This window comes from Vibrio sp. Vb2880 (assembly GCF_033337975.1).
GTDB classification, from domain to species: Bacteria; Pseudomonadota; Gammaproteobacteria; order Enterobacterales; family Vibrionaceae; genus Vibrio; species Vibrio alginolyticus.
The window spans coordinates 1-22,762 of sequence record NZ_JAWORT010000035.1; the positions used below are offsets into that span (position 1 = coordinate 1).

18 protein-coding genes are annotated in these 22,762 nt (G+C 45.7%); 11 read left to right on the forward strand and 7 right to left on the reverse strand.

The window, feature by feature from the left end; all coding sequences use genetic code 11:
- Positions 1 to 138: 138 nt before the first annotated feature.
- The 3 genes from R7M92_RS23090 to argE form a co-directional block, all read right to left on the reverse strand.
- Positions 139 to 678 carry a PadR family transcriptional regulator gene (locus tag R7M92_RS23090; protein WP_005382791.1) on the reverse strand — a complete coding sequence of 180 codons (540 nt, stop codon included), beginning with the start codon at positions 676 to 678 and terminating at the stop codon, positions 139 to 141.
- A gap of 426 nt (positions 679 to 1,104) precedes the next feature.
- Positions 1,105 to 3,738, reverse strand: a complete 2,634-nt coding sequence (gene ppc / locus R7M92_RS23095) for a phosphoenolpyruvate carboxylase (protein ID WP_005381336.1) — start codon at positions 3,736 to 3,738, stop codon at positions 1,105 to 1,107.
- 272 nt (positions 3,739 to 4,010) lie between these two features.
- Complete coding sequence (gene argE / locus R7M92_RS23100; RefSeq protein WP_005381335.1) at positions 4,011 to 5,147, reverse strand: acetylornithine deacetylase; 1,137 nt, start codon at positions 5,145 to 5,147, stop codon at positions 4,011 to 4,013.
- 144 nt (positions 5,148 to 5,291) lie between these two features.
- On the opposite strand from argE, the gene argC reads away from it, so the two are divergent.
- The 4 genes from argC (at position 5,292) to argH (ending at position 10,525) form a co-directional block, all read left to right on the forward strand.
- A complete protein-coding gene (gene argC / locus R7M92_RS23105) occupies positions 5,292 to 6,296 on the forward strand; it encodes an N-acetyl-gamma-glutamyl-phosphate reductase (protein WP_005382790.1) in 1,005 nt (334 codons plus the stop codon).
- A 21-nt stretch (positions 6,297 to 6,317) separates the two neighbouring features.
- Positions 6,318 to 7,109 carry an acetylglutamate kinase gene (gene argB / locus R7M92_RS23110; protein WP_137282407.1) on the forward strand — a complete coding sequence of 264 codons (792 nt, stop codon included), beginning with the start codon at positions 6,318 to 6,320 and terminating at the stop codon, positions 7,107 to 7,109.
- 84 nt (positions 7,110 to 7,193) lie between these two features.
- Complete coding sequence (locus R7M92_RS23115; protein ID WP_017821738.1) at positions 7,194 to 8,408, forward strand: argininosuccinate synthase; 1,215 nt, start codon at positions 7,194 to 7,196, stop codon at positions 8,406 to 8,408.
- A gap of 242 nt (positions 8,409 to 8,650) precedes the next feature.
- Positions 8,651 to 10,525, forward strand: coding sequence for an argininosuccinate lyase (gene argH, locus R7M92_RS23120; RefSeq protein ID WP_318134409.1), 1,875 nt, complete (start codon positions 8,651 to 8,653; stop codon positions 10,523 to 10,525).
- Positions 10,526 to 10,719: 194 nt separating this feature from the next.
- Here the strand turns inward: argH and R7M92_RS23125 are convergent, their stop codons facing one another.
- The 3 genes from R7M92_RS23125 to R7M92_RS23135 all read right to left on the reverse strand — a co-directional run bounded on the left by R7M92_RS23125 (position 10,720) and on the right by R7M92_RS23135 (position 13,767).
- A complete protein-coding gene (locus R7M92_RS23125; protein ID WP_206949733.1) occupies positions 10,720 to 11,001 on the reverse strand; it encodes a DUF3624 domain-containing protein in 282 nt (93 codons plus the stop codon).
- 373 nt (positions 11,002 to 11,374) lie between these two features.
- Positions 11,375 to 12,847 carry a dihydrolipoyl dehydrogenase gene (locus tag R7M92_RS23130; protein WP_318134410.1) on the reverse strand — a complete coding sequence of 491 codons (1,473 nt, stop codon included), beginning with the start codon at positions 12,845 to 12,847 and terminating at the stop codon, positions 11,375 to 11,377.
- 191 nt (positions 12,848 to 13,038) lie between these two features.
- Positions 13,039 to 13,767, reverse strand: a complete 729-nt coding sequence (locus tag R7M92_RS23135; protein ID WP_054866559.1) for a redoxin family protein — start codon at positions 13,765 to 13,767, stop codon at positions 13,039 to 13,041.
- 169 nt (positions 13,768 to 13,936) lie between these two features.
- On the opposite strand from R7M92_RS23135, the gene oxyR reads away from it, so the two are divergent.
- Positions 13,937 to 14,848 (forward strand): DNA-binding transcriptional regulator OxyR, encoded by a 912-nt coding sequence (oxyR, locus tag R7M92_RS23140; RefSeq protein WP_005381326.1) that lies wholly within the window; start codon positions 13,937 to 13,939, stop codon positions 14,846 to 14,848.
- 52 nt (positions 14,849 to 14,900) lie between these two features.
- Here the strand turns inward: oxyR and R7M92_RS23145 are convergent, their stop codons facing one another.
- The gene (locus R7M92_RS23145; protein WP_005381325.1) at positions 14,901 to 17,462 is read right to left on the reverse strand and encodes a penicillin-binding protein 1A; all 2,562 of its coding nucleotides are present in this window, start codon (positions 17,460 to 17,462) and stop codon (positions 14,901 to 14,903) included.
- 144 nt (positions 17,463 to 17,606) lie between these two features.
- Between R7M92_RS23145 and pilM the strand changes: the two genes are divergently transcribed.
- From pilM to aroK, 6 genes are all read left to right on the forward strand, one after another.
- Positions 17,607 to 18,623, forward strand: a complete 1,017-nt coding sequence (pilM, locus tag R7M92_RS23150; RefSeq protein WP_017821733.1) for a type IV pilus biogenesis protein PilM — start codon at positions 17,607 to 17,609, stop codon at positions 18,621 to 18,623.
- Positions 18,607 to 19,182, forward strand: coding sequence for a PilN domain-containing protein (locus tag R7M92_RS23155; RefSeq protein WP_017821732.1), 576 nt, complete (start codon positions 18,607 to 18,609; stop codon positions 19,180 to 19,182). Before pilM ends, R7M92_RS23155 begins: the two co-directional genes overlap by 17 nt.
- Complete coding sequence (locus R7M92_RS23160; RefSeq protein WP_005382767.1) at positions 19,175 to 19,768, forward strand: type 4a pilus biogenesis protein PilO; 594 nt, start codon at positions 19,175 to 19,177, stop codon at positions 19,766 to 19,768. Before R7M92_RS23155 ends, R7M92_RS23160 begins: the two co-directional genes overlap by 8 nt.
- Complete coding sequence (locus tag R7M92_RS23165) at positions 19,758 to 20,273, forward strand: pilus assembly protein PilP (RefSeq protein ID WP_318134412.1); 516 nt, start codon at positions 19,758 to 19,760, stop codon at positions 20,271 to 20,273. Before R7M92_RS23160 ends, R7M92_RS23165 begins: the two co-directional genes overlap by 11 nt.
- Before the next feature lie 25 nt (positions 20,274 to 20,298).
- Positions 20,299 to 22,044, forward strand: coding sequence for a type IV pilus secretin PilQ (locus R7M92_RS23170; protein WP_005382765.1), 1,746 nt, complete (start codon positions 20,299 to 20,301; stop codon positions 22,042 to 22,044).
- A gap of 187 nt (positions 22,045 to 22,231) precedes the next feature.
- Positions 22,232 to 22,750 (forward strand): shikimate kinase AroK, encoded by a 519-nt coding sequence (gene aroK / locus R7M92_RS23175; protein WP_005381319.1) that lies wholly within the window; start codon positions 22,232 to 22,234, stop codon positions 22,748 to 22,750.
- The last annotated feature ends 12 nt before the right edge of the window (positions 22,751 to 22,762 follow it).

Genomic DNA, 22,762 nt, shown 5'->3' on the forward strand with positions numbered 1-22,762 from the left:
GTTCTTTTAGTTGTTGATTTCATAACACTCTCCAATTTTGGGGGTGGAAAGTGTCAACCTTATTTAGGACGGCACATCAAAAAGATAAAAGGCTTGCCAAGTGGCAAGCCTTTTTCGTTTTATCAAAGCAAAAGGAGTTTAACCAATCACTTCAAGTTCAGTTAGAACTTCTTCTGCCCAAGTGATCCAAGTTTCACGTAACAGAAGGTTACGGCGAAGCGTTAGACGTTCTAGGCGAGCTTGTTTATCTAAAGTTGACGGCGTTGCGTAGTAAGCCGCTTCAATTTCTTTGTAGTGAGAAACCAGTTTGCGAGACTCTTCAACTAGCTCGGCGAGTTGGTCACGGAATGGAGCTGCAGGTTGAACGGCACATGCCATCAATTTCGCTGAAAACTCATCACGAACTGTTGGGTGTGCAGTTGGTTGATCAAACCACTCTCCTAAAGCGCTGCGACCAGCGTCTGTAATGGAGTAAACCTTGCGGTCTGGTTTGCCTTCTTGGGGTTCTAATACGCAAGTAACCAGTTCTTTCTCAGCCATTTTGTTGAGTTCACGGTACACCTGTTGGTGGCTTGCTTTCCAGAAGTAACCGATGCTAGCAGAGAATTCTTTAGTGATATCGTAACCGGTTGCGTCGCGAGTGCTAAGAACAGTTAAGATTACGTGTGGTAATGACATGTCTTCAATCCAAATGGTCAATAAACTTGTAAACAAGCTACTTATACTTTCAGCTGCGCTCTTACTGGCACTTGAGTTTTTTAATGTATAAGTAGCACCAACAATGTTGGTCCTGTCACCTTAAAGCCGTTTATCACCTAGAGAGATGGGGAGTCCCATCAAGGCTGGAGCAGGTATGATTGGATTTATGAGCTCTCAGCAGGCAAGTAGTATATAAATAATAAGCATGAAGTGGAATAGTAGGACAAAATTACCCTAAAAAACTAACATAATAATCAATAGTGTTAACTTGTGGTTTTTTGTTCTTTTATTTTGGTATTTTTTGGGTCTATTGTGGTTTATTTGACTGCTTTTGTTTTGGTGAGATTATCCTGTGATAAAAAAAAAGCTGAGCATTTGCCCAGCTTTTTATTAAAAATGAAATGATTAGCCTGTGTTACGCATACCAGCAGCAATACCAGCAATCGTCACCATCAACGCTTCTTCCAAGTTTGCAGAAGCTTCTTCGGTTTGACGCGTGCGGTATAGTAGCTCTGCTTGTAGCATATTCAATGGCTCAACGTAGATATTGCGTAAGCGAATCGACTCGAGTCCCCAAGGGTCATGCTGCATCAAGTTTTCGTTGTTCTCTACATTCAGTACCGCTTTGATGTCTTCTTGAAGCTGAGCACGAAGTTTTTCACCGAGTGGACGGAGCGACTCATCCACTAATCGCTCATCGTAGTAGCGAGAGATATCAATATTACACTTCGAGTACACCATCTCTAGCATGCCGAGACGAGTAGAGAAAAACGGCCATTCGCGGCACATCTCTTCGAGCAATGCTTGGTGGCCTTTATCGATCGAGTATTGAATCGCTTCACCTGCGCCTAGCCATGCAGGAAGTACCAAACGGTTTTGACTCCATGAGAAGATCCACGGGATTGCACGTAAGCTCTCTACTCCGCCCTTAGGGTTTCGTTTTGCAGGACGAGAACCAAGTGGCAACTTGCCGAGTTCGAGTTCTGGTGTTGCTTGGCGGAAGTAAGGCACGAAATCTGGCTCGCCACGAACCACATTTCGGTAAGACTCACAGCTTACTTCTGATAGCACTTCCATCAAGTCGCGCCATTCTTGTTTTGGCTCTGGTGGCGGTAACAAGTTGGCTTCCAGAATCGCACTTGCATATAGGTTAAAGCTGTTTACTGCGACATCTGGGAGTCCCAGTTTAAAGCGGATCATCTCGCCTTGCTCTGTTACACGTAAACCGCCTTTCAAGCTTTTTGGTGGTTGCGACAAAAGCGCAGCATGCGCAGGTGCACCACCGCGACCGACTGTGCCCCCACGACCATGGAATAGAGTTAGCTCAACGCCTTCTTCTTCAGCCACTTTAACTAACGATTCCATCGCATGATACTGAGCCCAACCAGCAGACATAACACCTGCATCTTTCGCTGAGTCAGAGTAACCAATCATGACCATCTGGTGGTTTTGGATAAAACCACGGTAAAGGTCAATCCCCATAAGCTGCTTAATGACCGATTCTGCGTTGTTCAAATCGTCTAGCGTTTCGAACAGAGGACACACATCCATGCGGTAAGGGCAACCTGCTTCTTGTAGCAGTAGATGAACGGCTAGTACGTCAGAGGCGGTACGTGCCATTGAAATAACGTAAGCGCCAAACGCTTCACGCGGTTGTGCTGCAACAATCTTACAGGTATCCAAAACCTCTTTGACGGGTTCAGATGGTTCCCAATCACGAGGGAGAAGCGGACGTTTAGATGCAAGCTCGTTAGTTAGAAAAGCAATCTTATCTTGCTCACTCCATTGTTCGTAATCACCAATACCTAAGTAGCGAGTTAGTTCAGACAAGACGTCTGAGTGACGCGTACTCTCTTGGCGGATATCAAGACGTACAAGATGGATACCAAATGCTTTTACGCGGCGTAGTGTATCCAGTAGTGAGCCGTTGGCTATTACACCCATGCCACATTCGTTTAGTGACTGGTAGCAGGCATACAGTGGTTCCCAAAGTTGCTCGACTTTTTGCAGTGGGGCTTTAACGGCCAGTTTTTGACCGTGGATCTTAGCATCGAGAATATCTTTGGTTTCATTGAGCAGAGTGCGTAATTGCTTCAGGATCGCACGGTATGGTTCGTGCTGATCTTCGCCAGCAAGTTCACGGACTTGATCGTTTGAAACTGTCATAGACAGCTCGCTGATCAACTCGTTGATGTCATTGAGATAAAGATCGGCGGCTTTCCAACGAGACAATAGTAAGACTTCACGCGTAACGTTGTGAGTAACAAACGGGTTACCGTCACGGTCACCGCCCATCCAAGAGGAGAAGTGCACTGGGCGAGCATCAATGGGTAAACCTTCTCCAAGGTAAGATTTTAGACGGTCATTCATCTCACGTAGGAAGTCCGGTACTGCTTCCCATAGAGAGTTTTCAACGACCGCAAAGCCCCACTTTGCTTCATCCAACGGAGTAGGGCGTTGTTGTCGAATCACGTCTGAATGCCAGCCTTGGGCAATCAGTTGCTCTAGGCGGCGTTCGGTTTTTCTGCGCTCTTTAGAAGAAAGATCGCTTAGCTCCAACTTTGATAAGCACTCGTTTATCTTGACCAGTTTGTTGATCATCGTACGGCGCGTAATTTCTGTTGGGTGAGCCGTCAATACCAATTCAATATTTAGATCACGAACCGCTTGGGCAGTGTCCAGTTTGCTCACATCGTTTTGTACCAGTTTAGAAAACAGCGAGTTAATCGCGTCTGGTTCGCAAATGTGCTCTTCACAATGGCGTGAAATCGTGTGGTATTGCTCAGCGATATTGGTGAGGTTTAGAAATTGGTTAAACGCGCGAGTAACGGGCGTTAGCTGCTCATCAGGTAGATGTTTGATTTCTTCGATCAAGCTGTCCCTGTCTGCTTGATTCCCTGCTTGAGCTGATTTGGATAATTTACGAATGGTTTCCACTTTCTCGAAGATTTCTTCGCCATGGGCATCGCGAATGGTGTTACCCAATAAGTGGCCTAACATGCGCACATTACTTTTGAGTGCGGCGTATTTCTCGTTCATTGTCGTCCTGCCTCGTAAAAAAACTACATCCATTGTCCTTGTTAAGACTCCAATCTAGCGAAAAGCACCAGTTATAGTCAAATAAAGCAGACTAAGTTTGCAATTATTCCGCTGTCTCCTGATTTAGAGCAAATTTACGGCAGCCATAGAGTAAGAAGTGAAAATTAATTACAAAATAACAAGTTAAATAAGTGTTAAGACTAGCGCTAAATTGTGAAGATAAAAAGATGCAGCTCAATCGAGCTGCACAGACTTTCGAGCTTAAACGCGTATTAACAGCAGTACTTGACCATCGCCTTTGAAAGCACATCAATTGTGGGGTCGATAAAGTCGAAGGATAGAAACTCATCCGGTTGATGGGCTTGGTCGATTGACCCAGGGCCGAGCACCAAGGTTGGACACAACTGCTGTAGAAATGGTGCTTCAGTACAGTAGTTCACGGTTTCTGAACTAGTTTGGCAAATCTCTTCAACACCACCGATAAATGGGTGGTCATGTTGGCATTCGTAACCCGGAATAGGCTCATGCAATGGAATAATCTCCAGTCTCCCAGGCCATTTCGCTTCGACTTCTTTTAATGCTCCGCGCAACATGTTCTCTAAACCATCAAGGCTAATGCCGGGAAGAGGACGCACGTCGTAATGCAGCTCACAGCAACCACAAATACGGTTAGCGCTGTCACCACCGTGAATGTGTCCAAGATTTAGGGTAGGGCTTGGAATGGCAAAACCCGGATGGTGATATTCTTTAATCAATTTGTCACGCAGTTGCATCATGGCGAACATGACTTCATGCATGATCTCAATAGCGTTAACGCCAAGCGCTGGGTCCGATGAATGACCGGACTTGCCTGTTACGCGAATGGCATTTGCCACATGCCCTTTATGACCTCGAATTGGCACAAGGCTGGTGGGTTCACCAATGATGCAGTAATCCGGCTTAAATGGGGCGTTTGCTGTGAAATGTCGCGCGCCCAACATGGTGGTCTCTTCGTCACAAGTGGCTAATACGTAAAGTGGTTTGCTCTGCTTGCTCCAATCGACTTTCTTCACTGCTTCATAAATAAAGGCGAAAAAGCCTTTCATGTCTGCTGTGCCTAAACCGTAGAAGCGGTTGTCTTTTTCCGTCAGTTTATGCGGATCAAAATTCCATCGCCCTTGATCGAATGGCACGGTATCGCTATGGCCAGCAAGTAAAAGGCCACCTTCACCCTCACCCATACGTGCGATCATATTGTGCTTGCCTGGCTCGACTTCGATCACTTCAACGCTAAAACCCAGATCTTTAAACCAAGATGCGAGTTTTTCGATGACTTTTGCATTGCCCTGATCCCAGCTCGGATCCGTGGAGCTGATAGAAGAGGTGCTGATGAGTCCTTCATAGACCTCTAGAAAAGTTGGTAATTGCATGGATTCTTCAAATCTCCTGTTGACAGACAGACCACAAAAATGTAAAACACATATTAAATCATATTTAATGAATAAAAAATCAAAATAAAGCAAAAATTAAATATGAATAGTCATTTGAGCCTTTAAGTATATGGATGTTACACAATGCTAAAAACCACGATTATTGGAGCCAGCGGTTACACCGGCGCAGAGTTAGCGTTAATGGTTAATAAACACCCACAACTCACGCTATCAGGTTTATACGTTTCCGCCAACAGTGTTGATGCGGGAAAGAGCATCGCGCAGCTGCACGGTAAGCTAGCGGGCATCATTGATATGCCAGTTTTACCACTAACGGATCCACTGCAAATCGCTCAAGAATCGGACGTGGTGTTTTTGGCAACGGCTCACGAAGTCAGCCATGATTTAGCCCCAACTTTCTTGGAGGCTGGCTGTCAGGTATTCGATTTATCGGGTGCATTCCGTGTGAAAAGTGAAGGCTTTTACGACACTTTTTATGGCTTCGAACATCAACATAACAACTGGCTAGATAAAGCAGCATACGGCTTAGCAGAGTGGAACCAAGAATCAATAAAAACCACTCCTTTGATTGCAGTAGCAGGTTGCTACCCAACCGCTTCACAGCTTGCAATCAAACCTTTATTAGAACATGCGTTGCTCGATACCAACCAATGGCCAGTGATCAACGCAACCAGTGGTGTATCAGGTGCAGGGCGTAAAGCCTCCATGGTTAACAGCTTCTGTGAAGTGAGCTTGCAACCTTATGGTGTATTTAACCATCGTCACCAGCCAGAGATTGCTCAGCACTTGGGTTGCGATGTGATTTTTACTCCGCACCTCGGCAACTTTAAACGCGGCATTCTTGCCACTATCACCATGAAGCTTGCGCAAGGTGTGACAGAAGCACAAGTGGCACAGGCGTTTGAACAAGCTTATCAAGGCAAGCCTGCGGTGCGTCTTAAAGGCGACGGTATTCCACGTATTCAGGATGTCGAAAATACCCCTTTCTGTGATATCGGCTGGAAGGTACAAGGCGAACACATCATTGTGATTTCAGCTATCGACAACCTACTTAAAGGTGCATCGAGTCAAGCGATGCAATGTCTCAATATTCATTACGGTTACCCAGAACTGACAGCGCTGCTGTAGTCGTTGAAAGAGGGAAATGCGATGACGCAAACCAATCAAGCTCCTTTAGTCATTAAGCTAGGTGGTGCAGCTCTATCATGCACTCAAACCTTAAGCCAACTGTTTGGTGCCATTGCGGCTTACCAAAAATCGGCACAGCGACAAATCGCCATCGTTCATGGCGGTGGCTACCTAGTTGATGAGTTGATGGCAAAGCTTCAGCTTGAAACCGTAAAGAAAAACGGTTTACGCGTAACGCCATACGAGCAAATTCCTGTGATTGCAGGCGCGCTTGCGGGCACTGCGAATAAGCTACTTCAAGGTCAAGCGATTGCGGACGGTCTTAACGCTGTGGGCCTTAGCCTTGCGGATGGTGGTTTGTGTCTTGTTGAAGAACTTGACCCAGAACTCGGCGCGGTAGGCAAAGCATCACCGGGTGACTCAGCACTATTACAAGCGGTGCTAAACACAGGTGCACTGCCGATCATCAGTTCAATTGGTTTAACCAAAGATGGCCAGATGATGAATGTGAATGCTGATCAAGCAGCAGTCGCGGTTGCGGGCGCATTAGATGCGGAGTTAGTCCTGTTATCAGACGTGAGTGGTGTATTAGATGGAAAAGGCCATTTGATCAAAACCCTGTCAGAGCAGCAAGCTAACTCGTTGATCGATGGACATGTGATCACCGATGGCATGATCGTCAAAGTTAAAGCCGCTTTGGAGGCCGCCAATGATCTTGGCCGTCCAATTGAAGTTGCGACCTGGCGTTACCCAGAAAAATTAGCACAGTTATTCGCTGGTGAAAGTATTGGTACTCAATTCTTGCCTCAATAAGCATCAGCAAAAGAATTCAATATTAGGAAGTCGTAGTTGGCACTGACCGCCGAGCGCAGCGCCAGTTAAGTTTGGAGAAAAAACATGAGCAAAGTGAACGTAAATAAAGTGGTAGTCGCATACTCAGGCGGTCTAGATACTTCAGTAATTATCCCGTGGCTAAAAGAGAACTACGACTGTGAAGTAGTGGCTTTCGTTGCCGATGTTGGTCAAGGTGCCGAAGAGCTAGAAGGCATTGAAGCGAAAGCAAAAGCCTCTGGTGCTTCTGAGTGCTACATCGCTGACTTGAAAGAAGAAATGGTCGCAGACTACATTTACCCAACGCTAAAAACCGGCGCGTACTACGAAGGTAAGTACCTGCTAGGTACATCAATGGCGCGTCCAATCATTGCTAAAGCGCAGGTTGAAGTAGCACGTAAAGTGGGCGCGGACGCTCTGTGTCATGGCTGTACAGGTAAAGGTAACGACCAAGTGCGTTTCGAAGGCGCATTCGCAGCACTAGCACCAGACTTACAAGTGATCGCACCTTGGCGTGAGTGGGACCTAGTGAGCCGTGAAGAGTGTTTGGATTACCTCGCTGAGCGTAATATACCTTGCTCTGCGTCTCTTACTAAGATCTATTCACGTGATGCAAACGCATGGCACATTTCGACGGAAGGCGGCGTTTTAGAAGATACTTGGAACGCACCAAACGAAGACTGCTGGGTGTGGACTGTCGACCCAGAGCAAGCGCCAAATGAAGCGGAATACGTCACGCTGAAAGTAGAAAAAGGTGAAGTGGTCGAAGTTGATGGTGAAGCGATGACACCATACAACGCACTGGTTTACCTAAACGAGAAGGGCGCTAAGCACGGTGTTGGCCGTATCGATATCGTGGAAAACCGTCTTGTTGGAATGAAGTCTCGTGGTTGCTATGAAACACCGGGAGGCACCATCATGATGGAAGCGCTGCGCGCTGTAGAGCAGCTTGTGCTAGACAAATCATCATTCGAATTCCGTGAGGAGCTAGGTCTAAAAGCGTCTCACCTTGTATACGATGGCCGTTGGTTTACGCCACTATGTAAATCGATCCTTGCCGCTTCAGAAGAGCTAGCGCAAGACGTTAACGGTGAAGTGGTTGTTAAGCTCTACAAAGGTCAAGCGACAGTGACGCAAAAACGTTCTGACAACAGCTTGTATTCAGAAGAGTTCGCGACTTTTGGTGAAGATGAAGTTTACGACCAAAGCCATGCAGGTGGGTTTATCCGTCTTTACTCGCTATCAAGCCGTATTCGTGCATTGAACAGCCAGAAGAAATAATCCCTTAACATCCATCTTGGATTGAATAAAGACCCGCCATTTATAGGCGGGTCTTTTGGTTTCTAAAAGCGGGTATCTAAAGTTGATTTGAATATATATGTAAAAATATTGAATTTATACTTTATTTTTTATCGAAATTGCCGTAACGTTGACCCATAAGAAAAAGTGAGCAAATGACCATCAAATTGGTTACTACTCATTCGAGAACGTTAGAGTAAGCAATAGTCATCAGGAGAGACGCAATGGCATTATGGGGCGGAAGATTTACCCAAGCGGCAGACACCAGATTTAAAGAGTTCAATGATTCGTTGCGTTTTGACTACCGATTGGCTGAGCAAGACATCGTAGGTTCAATCGCATGGTCTAAAGCTCTGCTTTCTGTTGATGTGCTATCGGCAGAAGAACAGCAAAAACTGGAACTTGCTTTAAATGAGCTGAAGTTAGAAGTGATGGAAGACCCTCACCAAATTCTTCGCTCTGATGCAGAAGATATCCACTCTTGGGTTGAACAGCAGCTAATCAGTAAAGTGGGAGATTTAGGTAAAAAACTCCACACTGGGCGTTCTCGGAATGACCAAGTCGCCACAGACTTGAAACTTTGGTGTCGTCAGCAAGGTCAGCAATTATTGATTGCTTTAGATCGCCTACAAGTACAAATGGTCCATGTTGCTAAACAGCACCAAGGCACCGTATTGCCAGGCTATACTCATCTTCAGCGTGCTCAACCTGTAACCTTTGCTCACTGGTGCTTGGCTTATGTTGAAATGTTCGAGCGTGACTACTCTCGTCTGAATGATGCCTTACAGCGTCTCGACACTTGTCCACTTGGCTCGGGTGCTTTAGCGGGAACGGCTTATCCGATTGATCGCGAACAATTAGCACATAATCTCGGTTTCCACCGTGCTACGCGTAATTCACTCGATTCGGTTTCAGATCGTGATCATGTGATGGAGCTGATGTCGGTGGCGTCGATTTCTATGCTTCACCTTTCTCGTCTTGCAGAAGATATGATCTTCTACAATTCAGGCGAGTCAAACTTCATTGAGTTAGCGGATACGGTGACATCTGGTTCGTCATTAATGCCACAGAAGAAAAACCCAGATGCACTTGAGTTGATCCGTGGTAAGACAGGGCGTGTCTATGGCGCATTATCGAGCATGATGATGACAGTTAAAGCCTTGCCATTGGCGTACAACAAAGACATGCAGGAAGATAAAGAAGGGTTGTTTGACGCTTTAGATACATGGAACGACTGCATGGAAATGGCAGCTCTGTGTTTTGACGGTATTAAAGTGAATGGCGAGCGCACACTAGAAGCGGCGAAACAAGGTTACGCAAACTCGACGGAGTTAGCTGATTACCTAGTGGCGAAAGGCATCCCATTCCGTGAAGCTCACCACATCGTCGGTGTCGCGGTCGTTGGTGCTATTGCTAAAGGTTGTGCGCTAGAAGAGCTGTCTATCGAAGAGTTAAAAGCCTTCTCAGAGGTCATTGAAGCGGATGTGTATGACATTCTGACTATCGATTCGTGTTTGGAAAAGCGTTGTGCTTTGGGTGGTGTTTCGCCTCACCAGGTCGCTTACGCGGTAGAACAAGCGGATAAGCGCCTGAGCCAGCGTGACAGCTCGGCGGTGAAAGTGCGTCCTGCACGTTTGACGGACATTGAAACGTTGGAAGGTATGGTTGCTTACTGGGCGAACCTTGGTGAGAATCTTCCGCGCTCTCGTAATGAGCTCGTGAGAGATATTGGCTCTTTCGCGGTGGCTGAGCATCATGGTGAAGTGACGGGTTGCGCTTCTCTATATGTGTATGACTCAGGGTTGGCTGAAATACGCTCTCTTGGTATCGAAGCGGGCTGGCAAGGCCAAGGGCAGGGCAGTGCGATTGTGAACTATTTGGTTGAGAAAGCGCGCCAGATGGCGATCAAGAAAGTCTTTGTTCTAACGCGAACGCCTGAGTTCTTTATGAAGCAAAGCTTTTTACCGACATCGAAGTCATTACTGCCGGAGAAAGTTCTGAAAGATTGCGATCAGTGCCCACGTCAACATGCATGTGATGAGGTAGCGCTTGAGATCAATTTAATGGAGCAAGTGATCCAAAAAACGCATGTGGCATGAACTGAAGTTGTGGAGTGATTTTATTAGCATTCAATGACATAGTCATTTTCCTGCTTACTTACATCAGTATTCGCTAAAAAAATCGAAAAAATTTGGAACCTTTGAGAGGAAGCCCGGTCTATTAAAGTACCACTGCTTTTTCTTAGAAGAATCTAAGAGAGCCCCAGAACTGACATTGGTTTTGGGGCTTTTTTCTATCTGTCACTTTTCTCTTTTTTATTCGTCTTTTTTTGTCCCCGTCGACGCTGCCAAGGCAAGATGACAAAACGCATCCATAAGTGTAAAAACAACAAAACGTTGAAAGCGAAGCCGGCAAAGATCAAAGTGATCGACTCGATGCTTTGTGGATCATCTTTGAGCGTAAACCACCATACAATCCAACACAGTACAGAAAGTACCGTCAATTGATCCAAGCATCGTTGGCAACGTCCAAGTTTTTTCCAAAACCAATGTTCTTCGCAGCGGCGACAAGTCATAGTGTTTTCCAAACCATTAGTGTTGCTTCAGATTATATATCTAACTATATGGTGGAAAGCGTTTCTTGTACCGGACTTAGAGCGCTATGACACAACCAAAAATGGAAAGTTAGCTTTGTAAAAGCTTTGTGGCACGTAATTGATGTATGGTGCTCTGTCAGTCTTTAACAGGAAATATAATGATGTCGACAGAGTTGAAACTTGCGCTAAGTATCGCTGGTGGGTTCTTTATGATCGGTGTTGTCGCGATTTGTATGGTCAGTCGCTATGCAATGATGGCAGCGTAAGAGAGATTTCATTGCGCCAAAGTAGTAAAGCAAAGCCTCGTTGATGACGAGGCTTTGCTTTATATTTAGATAGAAGCCTGAAAGCGTTAGCAGCCTGGGCCGCAGTCAAGACAATGTTTCACCATTTCTGGCCCTAAGTGTAGTTTTGCATTCAAATCACGTAGAGCGGTGCGGACGCCTTCTTCAATCACTGGGTGATAGAAGGGCATATCTAACATCTCAGAAATCGTCATCCTATTTTGGTGCGCCCATGCTAAAAGGTGCGCAAGATGCTCTGCATTCGGGCCCATCATTTCTGCACCTAAAAAACGTCCAGTGCCTTGCTCTCCGTAGACATGCAGAATGCCTTTATTACGAAGCATGACGCGCGAACGTCCTTGATTTTCAAACGAGACTTCACCGGTTGCGAAACATCCACATGTGCCTAGACGTGTTTCTAGTTGTTTATATGTTTCGCCAACCATAGCAATTTGAGGGTCGGAGAACACGGCTGAAATTGGTGAGCGACGCAGACCCGCACGAATATCTGGAAAACGGCCTGCGTTGTCTCCAGCAATACGGCCTTGGTCAGCGGCTTCGTGCAGCAGTGGAATTTGGTTACTTGCATCACCTGCGATGAAGATGCTCTCTACCGAAGTTTGCAATGTATAGTGATCCGCCGTTGGTACGCCACGTTCATCGAGAGCCACATTGGTGTTCTCGATCGCCAGCTTATCGACGTTTGGACGACGACCCGTTGCGGCCAATACGTAATCGATAACGAAAGTTTCTAATTCACCATCATGGTTGATGAATTGGATTTCGACCTTGTCTTCGCAGTCATTGTCTGACGAAGCAATGCGTTTCATGCTTTCGACTTTTACATCTGCATCAAGGTAGAACTCTTCCTTAAAGGCTTTATCTGCATACGCCATCACCTCTGGGTCTGTCAGTGGGCCCACTTGTCCTCCAAGGCCAAAGAGCTTCACGTTCACTCCTAGGCGGTGTAAAGCCTGACCCAATTCAAGGCCGATGACTCCTGGGCCAAATACTGCCACGGACTCTGGTAAGTCATCCCAGTCAAATACATCATCGTTAATCACTAGGCGATCACCCAGTTCATTCCAAGCTGCCGGATATGCTGGACGAGATCCTGTCGCAATAACAATGCGCTGTGCGGTGACCTGAGTATGATCATCTATGATGAGAGTGTGGTCATCGGCAAACTTCGCGTAGCCCGATAGTTTGTCTTCAGCGGGAATATCATCGACACTTTCAAGCACAAAGCCAACAAAACGATCGCGTTCGCGCTTTACACGATCCATAACTTCTCGTCCGTTAATTCGTACTTCACCTTGCGGGTGTATCCCAAATCCAGGTGCTTTTTCGATTTGATGAACACTTTCTGCTGCCGCAATTAACAGCTTAGACGGCATGCATCCGACACGAGCACAGGTTGTTCCGTAGGGACCGCCCTCAATCATTACCACGCTGTTGGTATGAGCTTTTGCTGCTCGATAAGCACCAAGACCAGCCGTACCGCCACCAATAATCGCTACGTCGACATTTACTTGTTTCATCGTGAACTCTCGCTTTTGTTTTAAGCCAAGCTAGCTACATTGAGCTTGGAGAGTGAATTGGATAGTTGAATCTGGATAAGTAGTCACCTTAGTGGCAGATGACTACTTATCTAGACTAGTAGAAGAAGTGGTTTAGGGTTGGCCTCCGAGCCAAAAGGCACCGGAGACCGAGGGTGTAGGCTATGGACAGCTTAGCCTAGATACGCTTCTAGCTCTTCGCTACCGCCGATATGCTTGCCACCGATAAAGACTTGTGGAACAGTCGTGCGACCAGATATAGCTCGTAGACTAACTGTTGTTGCGTCTTTACCCAGAATCACTTCTTCATATTGAAGACCGTGGTCAATCAGATTTTGTTTCGCTTTCATACAGAAAGGGCAGCCTGGTTTAGTGAACACCGTGATGGATTCTTGCGTTTTGTAGTCAGGCGCTATGTAGTTCAGCATCGTATCTGCGTCTGACACCTTGAATGGGTCGCCTGGTTCGTTTGGCTCAATGAACATTTTTTCCACTACACCATCTTTTACTAACATGCTGTAACGCCATGAACGTTTGCCAAAGCCGATGTCGTTTTTATCCACTAACATACCCATGCCATCGGTGAATTCACCATTACCATCCGGGATGAAGGTAATGTTTTCTGCTTCTTGGTCTTGTTTCCATGCATTCATCACGAACGTATCATTGACCGAGATACAAATAATCTCATCCACTCCGTGCTCTTTAAATACAGGGAACAATTCGTTGTAACGAGGTAGATGGCTTGATGAACAGGTTGGAGTAAATGCACCCGGTAAGCTAAATACGATAACGGTCTTACCTTTAAATAGCTCATCGGTCGTTACATTCACCCAAGAGTCACCTTGACGAACTGGAAAAGTAACTTGAGGGACTTGTTGACCTTCTTTAGATACAAACATAATGATTTCCTTTGACTATTTTAAATTATGCGTATAGAGCTTAGCGTTTTTCGTCGCTCTGTTTCGTTTTGTTGAGCCCATTATTGTAAAAATCCTTTGATAGCTCTAATCGTTTGGTGTTATGGTTTTGATAGGTATTAGCTATTGTTAAAGAAGCGAAGCGTGAAGTATGAATATTCGAGATTTTGAGTACTTAGTTGCACTTGCGGAACATAAGCACTTTCGCAAAGCGGCAGAGGCATGTTTTGTTAGCCAGCCAACATTGAGTGGGCAAATTCGTAAACTAGAGGATGAACTCGGGACCACGCTTTTAGAGCGAAGCAGCCGACGTGTTTTGTTTACCGATTCAGGGTTACAGCTGGTGGAGCAGGCTAAACGCATCTTAAGTGAAGTGAAAACCTTCAGAGATATGGCAAGCGGTCAAAGCGGAGCCATGACTGGACCGATGCATATTGGTTTCATCCCGACGGTTGGGCCTTATCTACTACCCAAAATTCTGCCGCAGATAAAAGAAGCATTTCCTGAGCTGGAGCTATTTCTTCACGAAGCCCAAACACATCAATTAGTGCGTCAATTGGAAGAAGGCAAACTAGATTGCTTAGTTTTAGCTTCGGTTGATGAAACTGCGCCATTTAAAGAGATCGAAGTGTATCAAGAGCCATTAAGTGTCGCAGTGCCATGTGACCATGAGTGGGCCTCTCTCGACCATGTTGATATGTTGGAGCTGAATGGTAAAACCGTTTTAGCGTTGGGAGACGGCCACTGTCTGCGAGATCAAGCGTTAGGTTTTTGTTTTGCCGCTGGTGCAAAAGACGATGAGCGTTTTAAAGCCACCAGCTTGGAGACGTTACGCAACATGGTTGCTGCCGGTGCGGGGATTACGTTATTGCCTCAGCTTTCTATCCCTAATGAGAAGCAAAAAGATGGCGTATGCTACGTACCAGCTGTTAACCCAACCCCCTCGCGTAATATCGTTCTCGTATACCGTCCGGGCTCACCATTACGAGCTAGGTTTGAAGCTTTAGCAGCGAAGATTAAAGAGGTGTTGGCTTCTTATCCATCATTGAATGCTGCAGCATAAAAAGCAGAAATAAAAAGGGAGAGCTTGATGCTCTCCCTTGTGCTTTTGTGATTTAGAACAGTTCTTCTGCGCCAGAACCTGAAGAATAAATACTATCTTCTAAACGGTCGCCAGCGTATTCGGTAGGCTCCGTGCCTTTTTCAAAGTATTCGAACATTGATGTGCTATCTACCTTGTGCGTTAGCATACCGCTGTTGCGATCAATACGAACTCGAATAATATCCTCTGGAATATTTTTACCTTGCTCCGGCGTCCCTTCTAGCGCAACACGCATGAAGTCAATCCAAGCAGGCTCTGCGGTTTTCGCACCCGACTCGGCACCAGAAATTTGGCCTTGCCCTAGGTTGCTGTTAACAGTGGTGCGGCCAAGTGCACGTGAGTGATCATCAAAGCCAACCCAAGCTATCGCAACGACACCAGGTCCATAGCCATTGTACCAAGCATCCTTGGAATCATTCGTTGTACCCGTTTTACCCCCGATATCACGACGACCAAGTTTTTGCGCGCGCCAGCCTGTACCATTCCAACCTGTGCCTTCACGCCAGTTACCGCCACCCCAAATGTTGCTGTACATCATCTCACGCATTAAGAATGCATTCTGTTCAGAGATAACTTGCGGTGCATATTGAGGTTCATCATTTTCAAGGGCATTGTCTGTTGCAAGGCCGTCAATTGCGACGTCTTGTTCGCCAAATTCATCAGCGTAGCGATTTTCTGGCTGCTCGCTCATTTGTGGACAATCCTTATGACAAACACTCTTTGGATTGGCTTTAAACAGTACTTCACCGAATGCATCTTCCACGCGTTCTACATAGAATGGTTCAACGTAATAACCACCGTTTGCAAACACAGAGTAACCTTGTGCCACTTTCATTGGTGTCAAGCTGCCAGCTCCGAGTGCGATGGTCTCAGAGCGTGGTACTTGGTTAATATCAAAACCGAAACGAGTAAGGTACTGACGTGTCTCCTCGAGGCCAACTTCACGGAGTGTACGTACTGCCATGACGTTTTTTGATTGAGCTAAGCCGAGGCGAAGACGCGTTGGACCACCATAAGTCGGTGGTGAGTTTTTTGGTCGCCAAGCTGAACCAGAACCTGCATCCCACTTGTTAATCGGCGCATCGTTAATCAAAGTGGCTAGAGTCAGTCCTTTGTCAATTGCTGCCGAGTAGATGAAAGGCTTGATACTTGAACCAACCTGACGCACTGACATGGTTGCACGGTTAAACTTGCTGTGAACAAAGTTGAAACCACCAACCAGCGACAATATCGCGCCATTTTCTGGGTTCATCGCAACAAACGCGGTGTTTGCTGTCGGCACTTGGCTCAGTTTCCAGCTCAGTGTTGTGTTGTCATCTTCATCGGTTTCACTTACTTCGCGAACCCAAACTTGTTGACCTGTCGCTAGCACATCATGCGCTGACTTTGGTGTTGAGCCTTGGCGGTTATCAGTAATGTACTTACGCGCCCAGTGCATTCCAGTCCAAGGGATGGTTTGCTCTTCATGGTTCTTAACCCATACTTGTGCCGTCTTATCATCGACTTTCGTCACAACCGCAGGGTAAAGGTCACCATAAGTTGGCTGTTTCTTCAGGTGCTTTTCTATTTGCTCATTGTCCCAGGCCGCTTCCCCTTCTTTCCAAAGCACACTTTCTGCACCACGGTAGCCATGACGTTCATCGTATGACAAGAGGTTATTTACCGCAGACGTATTTGCAGCATCTTGCAGTTTAGAATCCACAGTCATGTAGATATTCAAGCCAGAGGTATAAGCTTCTTCTTCACCGTATTCTTTTACTGCCCATGCACGAGCCAACTCTGCTACGTAAGGTGCGGAAAGCTCAATCTCAGCGCTATGATAACGCGCCACAATAGGCTCATTGCGTGCTTCGTCATACTGCTCTTGTGTAATGTATTTCTCATCAAGCATTCGCATTAATACAACGTTACGGCGTTTTGTTGCGCGCTCAAGAGAGTAAATTGGGTTCATGGTTGATGGCGCTTTTGGCATACCAGCTAGTGTTGCAATCTCACTTAACGTCAATTCATCAAGGCTCTTGCCAAAATACACTTGAGCGGCAGCACCAAAGCCATATGAGCGGTAACCAAGGAAGATTTTATTGACATAAAGCTCCATGATTTCTTGCTTACTTAAAAGCTGCTCAATATGGATAGCAATAAAAATCTCTTTAATCTTACGCATGATCTTCTTCTCATTAGATAAGAAGAAGTTACGAGCTAGCTGTTGCGTAATCGTACTTGCACCCTGTTTAGCCGAGCCTGAAACCGCAACAACAACAGCTGCACGAGTGATGCCGATAGGGTCGATACCGGGATGCTCGTAGAAACGGCTATCTTCGGTTGCGATGAGCGCGTGAATTAAGTCTTGAGGAATTTCGTCATAAGTAACAGGAATACGACGCTTTTCACCGAACTGTGCGATCAGCTTCCCGTCTTGACTAAACACCTTCATAGGTGTTTGTAATTCAACGTCTTTTAGAGTTGCAACATCTGGCAATTCAGGCTTCACGTACTGATAGAAGCCAAATATTGTGGTGACTCCAAGAATTATGCAAATCAATGTTAAAAATAATAAACGCTTTATGAACTTCACCGGAGAATCCCTGATTGGTTGAGGCTGTGTAACGGCAAACCCTTGTACTCTTAGGTCAAAAATTTAGCACATAAGAGATATTAACTCTTATTTGGATGCTAATAACAACCTTTGCACGAAGAAATTTCGGAGCGAGAGTAAGAGATGGATAAGCTAATCGTTACCGGCATCGATATAGGCCATAACAGCCTCAAAGCCGTAGTACTTAAACCCACAGGCAACAATTACGCTCTGTTGGGTTACAAAGAAATATTACTAAAGGAAGGTATTGTCGCTGAAAATAACACCATAAATCATCAAGAAATTGTAAAGACCCTCAAGCAGATAAAAAAAGAACTGCCTTTTGGTGCTAAAAAAGTTGCGATCTCAGTTCCTGATAACTCGGTAATTAGCAAGAAACTGCAAATAGAACAAAATCTTGAAGAGAGTGAAGTTGAGTTTGCAGTGATACAAGCCTTTTCTCATCAATCGCCATTCCCTGTCGAAGAGCTGAGTTTAGACTTCGTTCGTCTTCGCGCTGAGGGCGGGCAGAGTGGCAGTGATAGCTATCAAGTGTTTGCGACAAGAAAAGATGTGGTAGAAGGCCGAGTCGATGCATTACAAAAGTCCGGACTAAAACCTGTTTTAGTGGACGTGCATTCGCAAAGCCTTGGTCATATCTGGAAGCTCACCGCCGATCGCTTTCCTGACAAAAACAAATACTGCTTACTCGATATTGGCACCTTATCGAGCTCCTTCACCATGTTTACCGAACAAGGTGAACTGTTTCACAAAGAGTTTGCTTACGGCACACGCGGAGCAAACAGCGCTTCTCCAGTCGATTTTCTGTCCGATGATGCTCAGGAGAAAACAGAGCTGTTTAACCGTCAAATCATAGAGCGAGTAAAGCGCCAGATGCAGCTCTATACCTCAATCAATGGCTCACAAAACATCAAGGGTATCTGGTTATCAGGGGAAGGGGCCTCCACTCCCATGCTCGCAGAGGAGTTGTCTCAACAATTGTCGTTAGAGTGTGAATTGCTAAATCCGCTAGGGCTATTTGAGATGAAGGTGTCTAAGCGTAAGCGTCGTGCTGTGGATTGGCAGCATTTCTCAACAGCAGCCGGACTGGCCGTTCGTGGCATTCATTGGCTAGGAGGCGCCCGTGCTTTATCGCATTAATTTACTTCCTTGGCGAGAGAGTCAAAGAGAAGAGCACCGACGTCGTTTCATCAGTTTGGTCGCATTAGGCATGTTGGTCGCTGTTGGCATCCAGTGGGGTATTGGAAAGTTTTTTGAGTACCAACAAGATCAACAACAGGAGCGGCTCGATTACCTCACTCACTACATTGCCGAACTCGACCAGCGTATTGAAGCAATGAAAATTGCAGAGCAAGAGCACAGCAAAATCCTCGAACGTCTAAAGGTCGTTGAAGGTTTACAAAACGGACGAAACAAAACGACCGAGTTCATGAACTTAATGCCTGCCGTTATCCCTGAAGGTGTATATGTCGACAAGATCAAAATGAATGATCTGGAAATTGAGATCTCTGGGATCTCTGATAGCACTCCAAAACTTGCCACGATGCTGGACAACATGGAGCGCTCGGCCAAGTTGAACGACGTAGAAATGCATTCCATCGTTCACGGCAAAGCCCGTTTTGGGAAAGAGTTTCAAACATTCAAAGTGTCTTTCATGTTCAAAGTAACGGAGAAGAAATTGGAGGCTCAACGTGGTTGATTGGCAGGATCTCGAAATAGATGAAATGGCCGAGTGGCCATTGTTGCCCCAGATTGTAGTAATCGTACTTCTGATCATGGCGATTCAAGGCTTAGGTTATTGGTTTTACCTTAAACCGAAAGAAGAACAGTTGAATCACTTGATTCAGCAGGAGCAGACACTCAAGGTGGCATTGAAGATCAAAGCGAACAAAGTGGCAGCGTTGCCTCAGCTTCAATCTCAATTGGATGAACTTACCACTCGTTACGAGTTATTACTGCAACAACTGCCTGCGCAAAAAGAGCTGGCTACAATGCTCGCTTCAGTGAATGAGCTTGGCATCGACAATAAGCTGACTTTCACCCGAATCGACTGGGGCGAAAAACAATCAGAGCACTTCCTTTATCGTCTTCCTTTAAACATAGAGTTAACGGGCGACTTTCATGACATCGGCCATTTTTCTCAGGCGATAGCGACGCTACCTCGAATCATCACGTTTAAAGATGTGACTTGGCAACGTGTCAGCCAAGAGAGCGAAACCCTGCACTTTCGGGTGCGTGCTAATACCTATCAGTTTAAGCCGGAGGAGACGAAAAATGACAAGTAAGTCTTTGTTGCTGGTACTGATGGGTTCTCTATTGATGGGCTGCCAGGCGAATGATGAATCATTGACGGATTTTATTCGAGGAGTGGAAACACAGGCGCGTCGAGAGGTCGAGAAGCTTAAGCCCGCAGACAAGTATGTTACAGTCACGTACGCACCGGAAGTACAGCGTGCACCCTTTGAATTACCCAAAGAAGCCACTATCGCGACTCAGCCAGTTGCAAGAAAAGATTGTTGGCAACCGCCCTCAAGAAGGCGAACTGGTAAATTAGAAAAATTCCCATTAAGCCAATTACGTTTGAAAGGTGTCATGGGCATGGATAACACGGTTTCTGGCCTTGTTCAGGCTCCCAATGGCACCGTCTATAAAGTTAAGCCGGGTCAATACCTCGGACGCAATAATGGCAAAGTGACCCATGTCAGCCACTCCTACTTGTTGATTAATGAAACGTTGCCCGACGGCTTAGGATGTTGGCAAAAACGTAAAGTTAAGTTGGCTTTGAGATAGCCCCATTTATTTTTGATATTGAGTAATGAAAATGAGACAAGGATTAACACGTACACCAAGGATACTTACTGGGCTCTTCTCCTTATGGTTGTTTGTATTTTTAGCCCCTTTAGCGGCAGCTGAAGAAGTTTCGTCCAATGCCCTAAAAAGTATCGACTTTCGAACTAATAAAGATAAAGACGCCGTGATTGTCGTCGAATTGGCGTCACCGGCCGCGATTGTAGATATCAAGCGTGTACAGGAAGGGTTAAGTATCGATTTGCTTAACACTTCAGTAAAAGACGAGCAATTGTATCTCCTAGACGTGAAAGATTTTTCGACTGTGGTTGAGAGCGTAGAAGTGTTTCGCGACACCTCGACGACGCGCTTGGTTGCGCACATCAATGAAGAATACATGCATGATTACCGCTTAACGGGGCGTTTTTTGGAAATCAAAGTAGCGAAGATCAAACCCAATGAGAAAGCCCCAGATAAAAGCATTTTAGAAAGAGAAGGTAAGCTTATTTCGATTAACTTCCAAGATATTCCTGTGCGAAACGTCTTGCAGCTTATTGCTGATTACAACCAATTCAATTTGGTTGTCTCCGACTCTGTAGAAGGCAACCTCACGCTTCGTCTTGATGGTGTCCCTTGGCAGCAAGTGCTGGATATTATTTTGCAAGTTAAGGGGTTAGATAAGCGTGTTGATGGCAACGTGATTTTAGTTGCTCCGACTGATGAGTTGGACTTGCGTGAGAAGCAGCAGTTAGAAAAACAAAAACTTACGGAAGAAATGGGAGAGCTTTCATCTGAAATCATCAAAGTTAATTTTGCTAAAGCATCAGACATTGCGGAGATGATCAATGGAGAAGGAAATATCAGCATGCTGTCAGAGCGCGGCAGTATGACCATTGATGAGCGAACTAACTCGTTATTGATTAGAGAGTTACCTGAAAACATCGAGGTGATTCGAGAAATTATTGAGTCTTTGGATATTCCAGTTAAACAGGTTCAAATTGAGGCGCGTATTGTGACCATCAATGAAGGTAACATGGACGAGTTAGGGATTCGTTGGGGTTTTACGTCTATTAATGGCAGTAATACAGTGGGCGGTTCTATTGAGAACAACCTCGCCACGATCGGTCTCTATAATGGAGAAGGGGGTGATGACGGTGGTGACGGTGATGGAGTAGGGATCGATGACTTCCTAAATGTAAACTTAGCTGCAACCAGCCCGAATGCGACCAGCATTGCTTTTCAGGTCGCAAAGTTAGGTTCAGACACCTTGTTGGATCTTGAGCTTTCTGCTCTGCAACAAGAGTCTAAAGCTGAGATTATCTCGAGCCCACGTTTGATCACTACCAATAAGAAGCCTGCCTATATTGAACAAGGTACAGAGATTCCTTATCTTGAGTCATCATCAAGTGGTGCAACGACGGTGACGTTCAAAAAGGCGGTATTAAGTTTGAAAGTGACCCCGCAAATCACACCGGATAACCGCTTAGTGTTGGATTTAAGTGTCACGCAAGATAGACCTGGACAAGTCGTGAAGACAGGCACTGGTGAAGCTGTTGCGATTGATACTCAACGTATCGGGACGCAAGTGTTAGTGAATAACGGTGAAACGGTCGTTCTTGGTGGTATTTTTCAGCACAGCATTACTAACTCGGTGGACAAAGTGCCTTTGTTGGGCGACCTGCCGCTATTAGGTGCTCTTTTTCGTCGAAGTTATGAGAATGTTGGCAAAAGTGAGCTGTTAATTTTCGTCACGCCTAAGGTGGTGATTCAGTAGTTCTGTCTCGGGAAAAACTGATTAAATCAAAAATAAAGTTGCAATAGTGGCACCATGCTTGGATAATTTCGGGTCTTATCACGAATTATCTGTGAGGAACTGGTGCCACAAGCCTTGTAGAACAGCAGTTTAGCTGTGTTTTCTTGTGGCGATCTTATTGAATCAATGTTGTAAATTACTGCTAAACATGGCTGAGAAACGTAATATTTTCCTTGTTGGCCCAATGGGCGCCGGCAAAAGTACAATTGGTAGACATCTAGCACAGCAACTGCATATGGAGTTTGTTGACTCCGATACAGTGATCGAAGAACGCACTGGTGCAGACATCTCTTGGGTTTTTGATGTAGAAGGTGAAGAAGGCTTCCGCAAGCGTGAAGAAGCGGTACTTGAAGACCTAACACAAGAGCAAGGCATCGTGCTTGCGACTGGCGGTGGCTCTGTTAAGAGCAAAGAAAACCGCAATCGTCTTTCGGCACGTGGTGTTGTTGTTTACTTAGAAACGACGATTGAAAAGCAACTTGCGCGTACAAACCGCGACAAGAAGCGTCCTTTACTTCAAACGGATAACCCTCGCGAAGTACTGGAGCAATTAGCTGAAGAACGTAATCCTTTATATGAAGAAGTAGCGGATTACACTGTTCGCACTGACGATCAAAGTGCAAAAGTGGTAGCCAACCAGATCGTAAAAATGCTAGAAGAGAGATAAGTCTTTATCTTT

Bases quoted from the DNA above. Each gene is read 5' to 3' on its own strand.
- argH (WP_318134409.1), top strand. From the start codon at position 8,651: ATGGCATTATGGGGCGGAAGATTTACCCAAGCGGCAGACACCAGATTT.
- argC (WP_005382790.1), top strand. From the start codon at position 5,292: ATGCTAAAAACCACGATTATTGGAGCCAGCGGTTACACCGGCGCAGAG.
- ppc (WP_005381336.1), bottom strand. From the start codon at position 3,738: ATGAACGAGAAATACGCCGCACTCAAAAGTAATGTGCGCATGTTAGGC.
- R7M92_RS23135 (WP_054866559.1), bottom strand. From the start codon at position 13,767: ATGTTTGTATCTAAAGAAGGTCAACAAGTCCCTCAAGTTACTTTTCCA.
- R7M92_RS23090 (WP_005382791.1), bottom strand. From the start codon at position 678: ATGTCATTACCACACGTAATCTTAACTGTTCTTAGCACTCGCGACGCA.
- R7M92_RS23130 (WP_318134410.1), bottom strand. From the start codon at position 12,847: ATGAAACAAGTAAATGTCGACGTAGCGATTATTGGTGGCGGTACGGCT.
- oxyR (WP_005381326.1), top strand. From the start codon at position 13,937: ATGAATATTCGAGATTTTGAGTACTTAGTTGCACTTGCGGAACATAAG.
- R7M92_RS23115 (WP_017821738.1), top strand. From the start codon at position 7,194: ATGAGCAAAGTGAACGTAAATAAAGTGGTAGTCGCATACTCAGGCGGT.
- argB (WP_137282407.1), top strand. From the start codon at position 6,318: ATGACGCAAACCAATCAAGCTCCTTTAGTCATTAAGCTAGGTGGTGCA.
- R7M92_RS23125 (WP_206949733.1), bottom strand. From the start codon at position 11,001: ATGACTTGTCGCCGCTGCGAAGAACATTGGTTTTGGAAAAAACTTGGA.
- R7M92_RS23165 (WP_318134412.1), top strand. From the start codon at position 19,758: ATGACAAGTAAGTCTTTGTTGCTGGTACTGATGGGTTCTCTATTGATG.
- argE (WP_005381335.1), bottom strand. From the start codon at position 5,147: ATGCAATTACCAACTTTTCTAGAGGTCTATGAAGGACTCATCAGCACC.
- pilM (WP_017821733.1), top strand. From the start codon at position 17,607: ATGGATAAGCTAATCGTTACCGGCATCGATATAGGCCATAACAGCCTC.
- R7M92_RS23170 (WP_005382765.1), top strand. From the start codon at position 20,299: ATGAAAATGAGACAAGGATTAACACGTACACCAAGGATACTTACTGGG.
- aroK (WP_005381319.1), top strand. From the start codon at position 22,232: ATGGCTGAGAAACGTAATATTTTCCTTGTTGGCCCAATGGGCGCCGGC.